The sequence below is a fragment of the Kingella bonacorsii genome, assembly GCF_016623605.1.
In the GTDB taxonomy this organism is placed as follows: domain Bacteria; phylum Pseudomonadota; class Gammaproteobacteria; order Burkholderiales; family Neisseriaceae; genus Kingella_B; species Kingella_B oralis.
This window is the reverse complement of record NZ_JAEHNZ010000004.1, coordinates 107,127-119,602: the sequence shown is the minus strand read 5'-3', so window position 1 is coordinate 119,602 and position 12,476 is coordinate 107,127. Positions and strand designations below refer to the sequence as shown.

The window sequence follows — 12,476 nt, the reverse complement described above, 5'->3', positions numbered from 1 at the left end:
AATACAATAGGCAGCCTGAAAACAAGAAACCAAATATAAACGGCATAACAAGGAACCAATCATGAGAACATTTATCAGCGCCATCATCGCTTTGCTGGTGGCTATTTCTCTTGGCTCGGGCGTGCTGTTGGTAGCGGCGGTCGGTGTATGTGTTGGGGGCGGTGGCTCAGATATTAAAAAAGGCGTGGTTGTGGGTATTATCGGCGCATTGGTGTTTAGCGTCTGGGTGTTTGTGAGCGTATTCAAATCATTAGATAAATCCTCGCACTCAAACGGCGAGCAGGGCAAGCCACCCGTGCCACCGCATTACTACCGCAACCGTGCCCAACAACGTAAATCCAACAACAACGAAAACCAAGAGTAACAACCTGTATTCATTTTCAGGCTGCCTTTTACGCCTTAACCCGAGGCAGCCTGAAAGCTAAAATGGTTTATTCAACAGAGCTATATTGGTTAGCAAAATGTCGGCGAGCCGCCGACGCGCCACAGATTGCAGGTTTTGCAAAGATTGCAGCCTGAAACCCCAAACAGCCCACTCGCCCGCAGAGGCAGCCTGAAAACCATATCGCAGTACAAAAACAAACCCAACCCCTACCAAAAGGAACATCCCATGTCGCGCAAAAACCGCCCCTACCATTTCTACAACACCACCGCCTCCGTGTGCAGCACCTGCTTCAAGCAAATAGAAGCCAAAATCGTGTTTAAAAACAACCACGTTTATATGGACAAATGGTGTCCCAACCATGGCATGCAGCGCGTGCTCATCAGCGACGATGCCGAATATTACCGCCTCGGGCGCGAAGTGTTCGTGAAAAAACCCGAAATGCCGCAACGCTTCAACAGCGAAATGCACTACGGCTGCCCCTACGACTGCGGGCTTTGCCCCGACCACATGCAGCATTCCTGCCTGTCTATCGTAGAAATCAACCGCGCCTGCAACCTCAACTGCCCCGTGTGCTTTGCCGACAGCGGCACGCACCGCAGCGAACACTACCCGCTGGCAACCGTGGAAACCATGCTGGATGCCATTGTTGCCAACGAAGGCGAGCCCGATGTGGTGCAAATTTCAGGCGGCGAGCCCACCATCCACCCCCAATTTTTTGACATCCTTGCCGCCGCCCGCCGCCGCCCCATCAAGCATCTGATGATAAACACCAACGGCATCCGCCTTGCGCAAGAACCCGAATTTGCCCAGCAACTTGCCGCCACAGGCAAACACGGCTTGGAAATCTACTTGCAATTTGATTCGCTCAACAACGCCGTAACCCAAACCCTGCGCGGTGCCGATTTAAGCCGCATCCGCCAGCAAGCCCTTGCCAACCTGAACCGCGCAGGTCTATCCACCACGCTGGTGGTAACCGTTGCCAAAGGCGTAAATGACCACGAAATCGGCGACATCATCCGCTTTGCCGCCAGCCAACCCTGCGTGCGCGGCGTAACCTTGCAGCCCGTTCAGTTCGCCGGGCGCACCGACAACGTGGGCGGCAAAAACCGCCTCACCGTGAGCGAAATCCGCCGCAAAATCGTGGAACAAAGCGGCTTGTTTAGCGAAGCCGACATCATGCCCGTCCCCTGCAATCCCGACACGCTGGCGATGGGCTACGCCTTTAAAGACGGCGCAAGTATCACCCCGCTCACCCGCTATTTGGACCCGCAAACCTTGGTGGAAAGCGCGGGCAACACTATTGTGTTTGAACACGATGCCAGCCTAAAAGAACACGTGTTCAAGCTGTTTTCCACCAATCACAGCCCCGAATCGCAAGCCAACTGTTTGAGCGAACTGATGTGCTGCCTGCCCGAAATTTCCGCGCCCGCCAACTTGGGCTATGAAAACGTGTTCCGCATTTTGGTGGTGCAATTTATGGATGCCGAAAATTTGGATTTACGCAGCCTGAAAAAATCTTGCATCCACTTTGCCACGCCCGATGGCAGGCTTATCCCGTTTGAAAGCTACAATTTGTTTTACCGCCCCGAGATGGCGGCGAAATTGGCGCAGATTCGCCACAGGATTGATGCGGGCAACGCGATGTGGGCGGAAGGGAAAGGGAAGGTGTTTGCGATTGCGGGGGAGTGAGATTGGGAATGCTTTTGAGTGAGGCAGCCTGAAAACGGGATGATGCGTTTTCAGGCTGCCTTTTTATTTATCGGTGGTGTCCTGAAAAGTATGCTGTACTGCTATTCCCTCTCCCGCTGGCGGGGGAAGGAACAGATTGCGGAATTTTTAATCAACGCTACTTGTCTGTAACAATAATCAAGTCAGCATGCTTTTGGGGACGGCACCGCCGATTGAATGCGGGACGTTTCTTTATTTGTTTCCTACATGATTTTCAGGCTGCCTCTGGGTATTGAGGCAGCCTGAAAACGTTTATTGCGTGGCTTGGTTGATTTTGTCGGCTTCTTGGTTAAGCTGCTTTTGGATGTCTTGGGCGGCTTGTTTGCTTTTGTTGTTCATGTCTAATACTTGGCTGGCGGCTTGGCTGCTGGCTTGGTCGGCGGTTTTGGATGCGCTGTCGCAGGCGGTTAGGGCGGCGAGTATCAGGGCGAGGGGGAGGAGTTTGTGGTGCATGGGGGTTTCCTTGTGGGTGGTTGGTAAATGGGGGCAGCTTGAAAATGGATTGGTGCTTTGTGGTTGGTTTGGGGTGTAGTTTTAACCATGCGTCTCGTGCCGACGGGGCACTTACTTTTCTTTGCTTCGCCAAAGAAAAGTAAGCAAAAGAAAGGCGACCCCGACGTGCAGGTTCGCTGCGCGAACTACCCTCACTGCGCATCCTTTTTTCGGCGCGTGCGAACTAGTCGCACTTCGTGCGCCGTCGGACAAGCGCACGCTTTTTCCCGAAAAAAGGATGCTCCGTTCGGCTGAACGTAGGGGAGAGGGTGGCAGTAGTAAACAGTTGTGAAGCGTTAGGCAGCCTGAAAGCCAATCTATCCAGTAAAAACCCGTTTGGCTCAATCCAAATGGTTTTGTTTTTTCAGGCTGCCTATTGTGCTGGATGAGGCAGCCTGAAAATGGGCGTAGGCTGTTTCAGGCTGCCTAAATATCCAGCTCGGCTTGGTCGCCTTCGCGTTCCATCCATGCGCGGCGGCTGGCGGCTTCGCCTTTGCCCATCAGTTTGATAAAGATGTTTTCGGTGTCGTGGCGTTCTAAATCGGGGATGGTTACTTGCAGCAGGCGGCGGGTGTCGGGGTGGAGGGTGGTGTCTTTGAGTTGGTCGGGGTTCATTTCGCCCAAGCCTTTGAAGCGGCTGATGGAATAGGCGCTGGGTTTGATGTTTTCTTTGTGCAGCCGCTCCAAGATGCTGTCTAGCTCGGTTTGGTCTAGGGCGTAGAGTTTGCGAGCGGGTTTGTTTTTGCCTTGGGCGTTGATGTCCACACGAAACAGCGGCGGCTGGGCAACGTAGATATGCCCGTGTTCTATGAGCTTGGGGAAGTGTTTGTAAAACAGGGTGAGCAGCAGCACTTGGATGTGCGAGCCGTCCACGTCGGCATCGGAAAGGATGGCGATTTTGCCGTAGCGCAGGGTGCTTAAATCGGGCTGGTCGTGTGCGCTGTGGGGGTCTATGCCGATGGCGACGGAGATGTCGTGGATTTCGGCGTTGCCGAACAGTTGGTCGCGGTGGATTTCAAAGCTGTTGAGCACTTTGCCGCGCAGGGGCAGGATGGCTTGGGTGTTTTTGTCGCGCGCGAGCTTGGCGGAGCCGCCTGCGCTGTCGCCTTCCACGAGAAACAGCTCGTTTTCGCGGATGTCTTCGCTTTCGCAGTCGGTAAGTTTGCCAGGGAGCACGGCAACGCCGCTGCCTTTTTTCTTTTCAATTTTTTTGGTGCTGCGTAGGCGGGCTTGGGCTTGTTTGATGGCGAGTTCGGCAATTTTTTTGCCGTGTTCAATGTTTTGGTTGAGCCAGAGTTCCAAGGGGTCGCTGCACACGCTGGCAACGAGTTTGAGCGCGTCGCGGTTGGTGAGCTTGTCTTTGGTTTGCCCTTGAAATTGCGGGTCTAGGATGCGGGCGGACAACACAAAGGCGGCGCGGCTAAATACATCATCGCTGTTGAGTTTTACGCCGCGCGGCAGCAGGTTGTGGTGGTTGATAAAGTTGTTTACGGCGGTGAACATGGCTTGTTTGAGCCCTGCTTCGTGCGTGCCGCCTAGCGGAGTGGGGATGAGGTTGACATAGCTTTCGTTGGCGCAAGTGCCTTCTTCCAGCCATGTGAGGGCAAACGCTGCGCCTTCGCCTGCGTGGAAGTCGTCGTTGCTTTGGGCTAGATAGTTTTCGCTGGCGAAAATGGGCACGGCTTCTTGGGCGTTGGCAAGCAGGTCTTCCAAATAGCTGGGCAAGCCTTGCGGGTAGTGCCATGTTTGGGTGGTGGTGGCGTTTTCAGGCAGCCCTTTGCTGGGGCGGGTGAGGCTGACTTCTACGCCTTTGAGCAACACGGCTTTGGCGCGCAGCAGGCGTTCTAGCTCGGCTAGGTTGTAGCTGGGGTTTTCAAAATAGCGGGCATCGGGGTACACGCGCACTTCGGTGCCGGTGTCTTTTTGGGCGCAGGTGGCGATTTGGTGCAGGGGTTCAACCACGCTGCCGCCGGCGAAGGCGATGTGTTGGATTTTGCCGTCGCGTTTCACGGTTACGTCTAACCGTTTGGAAAGGGCGTTAGTTACGGATACGCCTACGCCGTGCAAGCCGCCTGAAAAGGCGTATGCGCCGCCTGCTTCGGTTTTGTTGAATTTGCCGCCTGCGTGCAGTTGGGTGAACACGAGTTCTACCACGGGCAGATGTTCGGTGGGGTGGTTGCCTGTGGGGATGCCGCGCCCGTTGTCGCGCACGGTGATGGATTGGTCGCTGTGGATTTCTACGCTGATGCGGGTGGCGTAGCCGCCGAGGGCTTCGTCGGCGGCGTTGTCGATGACTTCTTGGATGATGTGGGTGGGGCTGTCGGTGCGGGTATACATCCCTGGGCGTTCTTTGACGGGTTCTAGGCCTTTGAGAACTTTGATGCTGGATTCGGTGTAGTGGGGGTGTTGGGACATGGTGGGGGATGGAGGTGAACAAAGGGGGGCATTTTACTAAAAAATGGGGTGGACTGCTTTGGGGCAGCCTGAAAGTCAATCTATCCAGTAAAACGAAATGATTTGGCGGAATAGCAGATGGGTTTGGTTTTTAGGCTGCCTTTGAGGGCATTAAGGCAGTCTGAAAATGGTTTGTGCTTTGTGGTTAGTTTGTGGTGTAGCTTTAACCATGCGTCTCGTGCCGACGGGGCACTTACTTTTCTTTGCTTCGCCAAAGAATGAGAACCTGCATTCGCTATCTGCACGGCTGCTTTTGCATTCATTGAACACGCCTACTGCGTTGCCAAGCCAAGTTAATAGAACCACTATTAACTTGGCTTGTCGCCTTGTATTCGTATTCACTGAATACAAAATCCGCTCGCGCAGATAACGAATACAGGTTCTGGCAAAAGAAAGGCGACCCCGACGTGCAGGTTTGGCTGCGCCAAACTTCCCTCACTGCGCATCCTTTTTTGGCGCGTGCGAACTAGCCGCGCTACGCGCGTCGTCGGACAAGCGCACGCTTTTTCCCGAAAAAAGGATGCTCCGTTCGGCTGGACGTAGGGGAGAGAGCGGCAGTAGTAAACTGTTGTGAAGCGTTAGGCAGCCTGCGGAGCGTAGCGGAGTTGCGAAGCTAAATTCAATTTATTCGGTAAAAATTCGCTTGGCAGAATATCAAGCGATTTTGTTTTTCAGGCTGCTTTTGGTTTGGCTGGATTATTGTTCCGATTATGTTGAACTGCGTTTCAGGCTGCCTTTGTGTGTTTAAGGTAGCCTGAAATGCAGTAGTAGGATGGGTAACAAGTTGCCCATCCTACGGGCTTGGATGTTTGCTATTGGGTGATGAGTCATTGCCGCGCTATTGGGTTTTCAGGCTGCCTTTGGGGAAACGCACACACCCAAAGGCAGCCTGCATAGCGCAGCGGAGTTGCGAAGCTAAAATGGTTTAAACGATGGATGGGCGGTTATTTTGCGCGAGCACGATGGCGATTTCGCCAAACTGGTTTTCTTGTTGCACGCGCACCAAGCCTTCTTTGACCAGCTCCAACAGGGCGATGAAATTGACGACAACATGCGCTGCGCCCAGCTCGGGCTGGAACAGCTGGGAGAAGGCGCAGCTTGCTTGGGCGTTGAGTTTGCGCAGGATGGCGCTCATGCGTTCGCGCACGGAGACGGCTTCGTGTTCTATCTGGTGGTTTTGGTTGTGTTTGACGCGGGAGAGAATGCCGAGCCACGCTTGGGTGAGGTCGGCGAGTTGGACTTCGGGCAGGCGTTGAACTTGGGCGATTTCTAGTGGCAAGTATGCCCAGCCGAAGTCGCGGCCTGCGCGGGGGAGGGCATCTAAGCCTTGGGCGGCGAGTTTCATTTGTTCGTAGGCGAGCAGGCGTTGGACGAGCTCGGCGCGGGGGTCGGCTTCGGGTTCTTCGTTTTCAGGCTGCGTTTGCGGCAGCAGCAGGCGGGATTTGATTTCTATGAGCACGGCGGCCATCAGCAGGTATTCGGCGGCAAGGTCAAATTGGCGGGCTTCCATTTGGTTGATGTAGCCGAGGTATTGCTCGGTGATTTGCAGCATGGGGATGTCCAACACGTCTAGGTTTTGCTTGCGGATGAGATACAGCAGTAAATCCAGCGGGCCTTCAAAGCTGCTGAGGACGACTTGTAGAGCTTGGGGGGGGATGAAGAGGTCTTTGGGGAGGTCGGTTACGGGTTGTCCGAAGAGGTAGGCGATGGTCATGGTGGGGTGTTGGGGAGATGTGGTGGGTTGGTTTTCAGGCTGCATTTGTCGGGCATAAATGCCCGACCTACATTTGGGCTATTTGGGATTTCAGGCTGCCTTTGTGGGATGGTGGGCTATTTGGCAGCGAACCGTTGCCGTTCCATTTTCAGGCTGCCTTTGGGTAATGCAATTTAATCAGGGTCTAGCGCGGCGAGGCAGTCGGCTAGGTGGGCAAATAGGTTTTCGGTGAGGTGGCGGAAGGTGGGGCTGTTGATGGGGGTGTCGTCGTCGCGTCCGTAGATGAGTTTGGTTTCGGGGTAGTCGGCTTGGGCAAAGCCTGTGTAGCCTTTGTGGTACACGGTTTGGGCTTCTTTTTGCGCTTTGTCCCAGTCTGGGGTTTTGCTGGTGTAGTAGGCTTGGGCGGCGGCTAGGGTTACGCGCGGGAAGAAGGGGATGGGGTATTGTTGCCCTTGCTGGTAGGCGGTGAGCCATTGGGCGAGGGTGGCTTGGGCGGTTTCTTGGGCGATGGGGGGGAGGGTGATACTTTGGTGTAGGGAGAGGTAGTGGTGGCTGGCTGGGGCGGCGGCGCTGTATATGATGTGGCGCAGCAGCAGTTCTATGCTGTCGCTGGCTTGGAGTTTGGCTTGGGTGTTGTGGTTGGGGAGGAATTGGTGGGCGTAGAGAATTTGTCCGTGTTGGTGGTTGTGGCTGAGGGTGTAGTGGAGCGTGCCTGTGGGGAGTTTCAGGCTGCCTGTGTGGTCGGGGTGGCGGGGGCTGTGGATGAGTTCGCTGTCTAGCCCTGCGGCGGCGATGGCTTGTTCTTGGGCAATCAGGGTGTTGAATTCGCCTGTGGGCAGTTGGCTTTGGGCGGTGAGGGTGGCGGCGAGGGCAGCGAAGTCTTGGTGGTGTTGGCGGGCTTGGGTGTAGGCGGTGTCTAGTTGGCGGGGGTTGTCGATAGTAAATGGCTCGCTGCTGGGGTGGGCGGCTTGGGTGTGGGGGGCTTGCCAGCCTAGGGCGTGCTTGAGCCATTGGCGGTTGGGGTTGCGCCAGTATTGTAGAAAGGTGGCTGGGGGATTTCAGGCTGCTCTTGTGTTTCGTTGGCAGTGTAGTTTTGCAGGAATGGGGCGACGGGGGGCTGGGGGGTATTGAGTGCTTGGGCATAGTCTTGGCGGGTGCTGATGAGTTTGGCTGCGCTGGAATGGTTTTTCAGGCTGCCTGTGTAGTATTTAGGGGAGAAGGGTTGCAGCGGGTGCTGGGTTATCCAGTGTTGGGCAAGCTGGCTGCTGGGGATTTGGCTGAGCGCGGCGATGGTGTCGATGAGTTCGCCGATGAGGGTGCTGGGGGCGCGTTCTTCGTCGGTGCGGATGTCTTTGCCGATGTAGGAGAGATAGAGGACTTCGCGGGCGGATAGGATGGCTTCTAGGAACAGATAGCGGTCGTCGTCGCGGCGGGCGCGGTCGCCTTTTTGCGGGTGTTGGGCGATAAGGTCGTAGGGGGCGGCTTTGGTGTTGCGGGGGTAGTCGCCGTCGTTGAGCCCGAGTAGGCAGAGGACTTTAAATGGCAGGCTGCGCATGGGCACCATGCTGCATACGGTGATGCCGCCGCGCAAAAAGCCTGCATCGTCTTGGCTGGTTAGGTATTGGTTGAGGTGTTGGATGGCGATGGTTTGGTTGATGGCTTGGGTGTAGTGAGCGGTTTGGGCTTCGTTTTGCCATTGGGCGAGGGCGGTTTCTAGCTGCTGGTGGACTTGGTGGTCGGCATCGCTTTGCGGGGTAATCAGGTCGCTGATTAGGCTGTGGATGCGTTCGTTCCATTGGGGGATGGTGGCGGGGGGTTGCCATTGGTTTTGGTGGCGGATAAGGGTGGCGACGAGGGCGGCGAAGCGGCTGAGGGGGGCTTGGTGGCTGGGGTTGCTGCTATGGGGGGCGATGTGGTGCCAGAGGGGGTTTGCAGGGTTGTCGGGCAACATAAAGCCGAGCACGAGGCGTTCTAGCCCTTGTTGCCATGTGTATTGGGCGTTGGGCTGGCTGCTGTGTTGGCTACGTTGGGAGGCATCGCTGCCCCAGCGGATGTTGAGCTGGGCGATGGTGTCGTGGATAAGGGGGAGGTCGTCTCGCGTGAGCTGGTGGGTGGCGAGGATGAGTTCGTTATCCAACAGGGCGATGAGTTTGTCGGCTTCAAAGCGGCTGTCCATCAGGGCGAGGGTTTGCGCAAGGGCATCCAGCAGGGGCTGGCGGTGGGCGATTTGGGTGTCGGACAGGGTGTAGGGCAGGGGGTGGGGGCTGTGTTTGCCGAAGATGGCTTCTATATAGGGGGTGTAGGGTTCTATATGGGGAGTGAGGATGGCGATGTCGTGCGGTTGCCAGTCAGGGTGTTGGGCAAGCAAAACAAGTAGCTGGTCTTTGAGAATTTGCAATTCGCGCAGGGGGCTGTGCGCGCTGTGGATTTGGATGCTGGGGTCGGCGTTGAGTTGGGCAAGGGCGAGATTTTGCTGGTGGGCAAGCTGGATTTGCTGGATGGCGTTTTGTTCGGGCGTGTTGAGGCAGCCTGAAAATAGGTCGGGGGTTTCGTTGATGTTCGTTTTCAGGCTGCTTTGATAGGGAGCGAGGGCGGTTTGGTATTGTTGATTAAGCTGCTGTTGGGCAGCCTGAAAATGGGGTTGGCTGCGCACATAATCTTGATGCGCGGCAAGCCAGCCGTTAGCATGGGCGGTTTCGGGCAGGGTTTGGCTTTGGATGTGATATTGGATGCTGTGCAACAGGCTGGGGGAGGGGGCTTCGCTGGTGTAGGAGGTGAGGTCTAGCTGGGCTTGCACTTCGGCAAGCTCGTTGAAAAAATCGCGCCCTTGTTTGCCCAGCGAGGCGAGCAGGGGATGCCCTTGGTAGCTTAAATCGGCGGTTTGGGTTTGGTTGAGGATTTGGGCGGGCTCAATGATGTTGCCCCAGTAGGCTTGGCTGGGGTTGAGGGCGAAGATGTGCACTTGGCTGTGCTGCGCAAGCTGGGCGAGCAGTTGCAGATACATGGGGGCGAGTGTGGCGATGCCGAACACAAAATAGCGTTGCGGCAGGCGCGGATTGGGGCGGGCAAGCGACTGCATCAGCGTGCGCCACAGTTGTACGCGGTGGGGCGCGCCTTGTTTGCCGTCGTCCAGATGCTGCCAAAGCTGGGCTTGCCAGATTTGCTGCTCTGCGCTGCGGCTATGAGTCAGCTCGGGGACGTGTTTGCCTGCTGCCCATGCTTCTATCCAGTTGGGGCGGTACACCAGATATTGGTCAAACACATCGGCAAGTTGCCCCGCGAGCTGATAGGCGGCGTAATCGCCGTTGTTCAAATACGGCGCAAGGGCTTGGCGCGATTGGGCAAAATCGGGCGATTGGGCAAACTCGGCGGATTGAAACAGCGCGAGCAGCCGCCAGCGCATCACTTCGGATGAAAACGGGCTGAGCGCGGGAATATCGGGCATGGCTTCGCGCATCAGCCGCCACGCCAAGCCTGCGGGCAGGCTGAAATGGAGGTTGGCGGCAATGCCTGTTTCACGCGCGAGGTACTGGCTGATATAGCGGCGCATCCCTTGGCTTTGGATGATGATTTCTTCGGCAGCAAAAGGGTTTTCCAACGGTGCGACTTGTTGGATGCGGGCGAGCATTTGCGCGATGTCTTCTAGGCGGTTGGATTGGTAGAGATGGAGCATGGCGGCGCGGGGCTGGGGTTGCGATGGGGGTGGATTATAGATGAGGCAGCCTGAAAGCGGGGGAAATGGTTGGGGTGGGTTTCAGGCTGCCTATTGTTTGCCCGCGCAGGCGTTTCGCCGCCTACCACGAGCAGGGGCTTGCCCCTGCACCCCGTGTAGTATTCGCCATTTGTTGCATGGTTTCAGGCTGCCTTATCCTCAAAAAAATCAAAAAACACGATCGGGCATTTGCATCCCAAATCGTGTTTTGTATTTTCAGGCTGCCTTGAACAACAAACGCCGCAAGGCAGCCTGAAACGCATCAGGCCATCAGCTTTCCACAGGAATAATCCCAATCTTCGCCTGCCATTGTTTCGGCGCAATCGCGTGTACCGACTGCCCCTTGCTGTCCACGGCAACGGTAACGGGCATATCTTTCACTTCAAACTCGTAAATCGCTTCCATGCCCAATTCGGGGAACGCCAACACTTTGGAAGAGCGAATCGCCTTCGCCACCAAATACGCCGCGCCGCCCGTTGCCATCAGGTAAACCGCTTGGTTGTCGGCAATCGCTTTGCAGGTGTCCGCGCCGCGCTCCGATTTGCCAATCATGCCGAGCAAGCCCGTTTGTTCCAGCATTTGGCGGGTAAATTTATCCATGCGGGTGGACGTGGTTGGACCAGCAGGGCCAACGACTTCATCGCGCACAGGATCCACAGGCCCCACGTAGTAAATAATGCGGTTTTTGAAATCCACAGGCAGCGGCTCGCCATTGTTTAGCATATCAATCAAGCGTTTATGCGCGGCATCGCGCCCTGTGAGGATTTTGCCGTTCAGCAGCAACACATCGCCTGTTTTCCAAGTGGCGACTTCTTCTTTGGTGAGTGTGTCCACGTTTACACGCTTGCCGTTGTCGGGGCTGTATGTGATGTCGGGCCAATCTTCCAAGCTCGGCGCTTGCAAGTGGGCAGGGCCGCTGCCGTCCAGTTCAAATTCCACATGGCGGGTTGCCGCGCAGTTGGGAATCATGGCAACCGGTTTGCCCGCCGCGTGGGTGGGGTAATCCAAGATTTTCACGTCTAACACCGTGGTCAAGCCGCCCAAGCCTTGCGCGCCGATGCCCAGCGCGTTCACTTTTTCATAGATTTCCAAACGCAGCTGCTCCACCGTGCTCAATTCTGCGCCCGATTTAGCTTTTTCTTGCAATTTGTGGATGTCAATATGCCCCATCAGGCTTTCTTTTGCCATCAACATCGTTTTTTCAGGCGTGCCACCGATGCCAATGCCCAAAATGCCAGGCGGACACCAACCCGCGCCCATAGTCGGCACGGTTTTCAGCACCCAATCCACAATGCTGTCGGATGGGTTCAGCATCGCCAGCTTGGATTTGTTTTCCGAGCCACCACCTTTTGCCGCGCAAATCACTTCCACCTTATCGCCCGCCACGATTTCGGTGTGCACCACGGCAGGCGTGTTGTCTTTGGTGTTGATGCGCTTACCCGCAGGGTCTGCCAACACCGATGCGCGCAACACGTTATCGGGGTGGGTGTACGCGCGGCGCACGCCTTCGTTCACCATTTCCTGCACGCTCATTTGCGCGTCCCATTGCACATTCATGCCGATTTTCAAAAACACGGTGGCGATGCCTGTGTCTTGGCAAATCGGGCGATGCCCTTCGGCGCACATACGGCTGTTCACCAAAATTTGCGTTATTGCATCTTTGGCGGCGGGGTTTTGCTCTTTTTGCAAGGCTTCGTTGAGCGCGTCGATGAAGTCTTTGGGGTGGTAGTAGCTGATGAATTGGAACGCATCGGCGATGCTTTGGATAAAGTCTTCTTGTTTGATTGTGGTCATGGTTGGTGTCCTTATAAGGCGATGAGAAAACGGAGACAGCCTGAAAATGTAATTGATTACACGGCGGCTGAAATTTAATTAAATCTTATGTTGCCGAAAATTACAGTTTTTTGCGGGCTTTGTCATAGGCAAAAAGGGGGAATTTGACCATCGTCAAAAATGCTTCATTTCTTAAAAATCTAACAAAATTAAACAAA

General features: G+C 55.6%; 9 protein-coding genes and 1 pseudogene. 2 read left to right on the top strand and 8 right to left on the bottom strand.

Annotated elements, in window-relative coordinates; translation table 11 throughout:
- The first annotated feature begins 61 nt into the window (after window positions 1-61).
- Window positions 62-364 (top strand): hypothetical protein, encoded by a 303-nt coding sequence (locus JDW22_RS11130; protein ID WP_200523115.1) that lies wholly within the window; start codon window positions 62-64, stop codon window positions 362-364.
- Between the two features lie 246 nt (window positions 365-610).
- Window positions 611-2,074 (top strand): radical SAM protein, encoded by a 1,464-nt coding sequence (locus JDW22_RS11125; protein ID WP_200523114.1) that lies wholly within the window; start codon window positions 611-613, stop codon window positions 2,072-2,074.
- A 291-nt stretch (window positions 2,075-2,365) separates the two neighbouring features.
- On the opposite strand, the gene JDW22_RS11120 is transcribed toward JDW22_RS11125, so the two are convergent.
- From JDW22_RS11120 to JDW22_RS11095, 8 genes and pseudogenes are all read right to left on the bottom strand, one after another.
- Complete coding sequence (locus JDW22_RS11120; RefSeq protein WP_200523113.1) at window positions 2,366-2,566, bottom strand: hypothetical protein; 201 nt, start codon at window positions 2,564-2,566, stop codon at window positions 2,366-2,368.
- Window positions 2,567-3,031: 465 nt separating this feature from the next.
- Window positions 3,032-5,020: a DNA topoisomerase IV subunit B gene (parE, locus tag JDW22_RS11115; protein WP_200523112.1), complete on the bottom strand. Its 1,989-nt coding sequence runs from the start codon at window positions 5,018-5,020 to the stop codon at window positions 3,032-3,034.
- A gap of 964 nt (window positions 5,021-5,984) precedes the next feature.
- The gene (locus JDW22_RS11110) at window positions 5,985-6,818 is read right to left on the bottom strand and encodes a segregation and condensation protein A (protein ID WP_235965495.1); all 834 of its coding nucleotides are present in this window, start codon (window positions 6,816-6,818) and stop codon (window positions 5,985-5,987) included.
- A gap of 128 nt (window positions 6,819-6,946) precedes the next feature.
- Window positions 6,947-7,114 (bottom strand): hypothetical protein, encoded by a 168-nt coding sequence (locus JDW22_RS14110; protein ID WP_329610747.1) that lies wholly within the window; start codon window positions 7,112-7,114, stop codon window positions 6,947-6,949.
- A gap of 111 nt (window positions 7,115-7,225) precedes the next feature.
- Window positions 7,226-7,759 (bottom strand): annotated as a pseudogene (locus JDW22_RS13745) (exodeoxyribonuclease V subunit gamma); the annotation flags it as partial.
- Between the two features lie 5 nt (window positions 7,760-7,764).
- Window positions 7,765-10,446, bottom strand: coding sequence for an exodeoxyribonuclease V subunit gamma (locus tag JDW22_RS11105; RefSeq protein WP_235965494.1), 2,682 nt, complete (start codon window positions 10,444-10,446; stop codon window positions 7,765-7,767).
- Complete coding sequence (locus JDW22_RS11100; protein WP_200523111.1) at window positions 10,416-10,574, bottom strand: hypothetical protein; 159 nt, start codon at window positions 10,572-10,574, stop codon at window positions 10,416-10,418. Before JDW22_RS11100 ends, JDW22_RS11105 begins: the two co-directional genes overlap by 31 nt.
- A gap of 181 nt (window positions 10,575-10,755) precedes the next feature.
- A complete protein-coding gene (locus JDW22_RS11095) occupies window positions 10,756-12,279 on the bottom strand; it encodes a fumarate hydratase (RefSeq protein ID WP_200523110.1) in 1,524 nt (507 codons plus the stop codon).
- Window positions 12,280-12,476 lie beyond the last annotated feature (197 nt).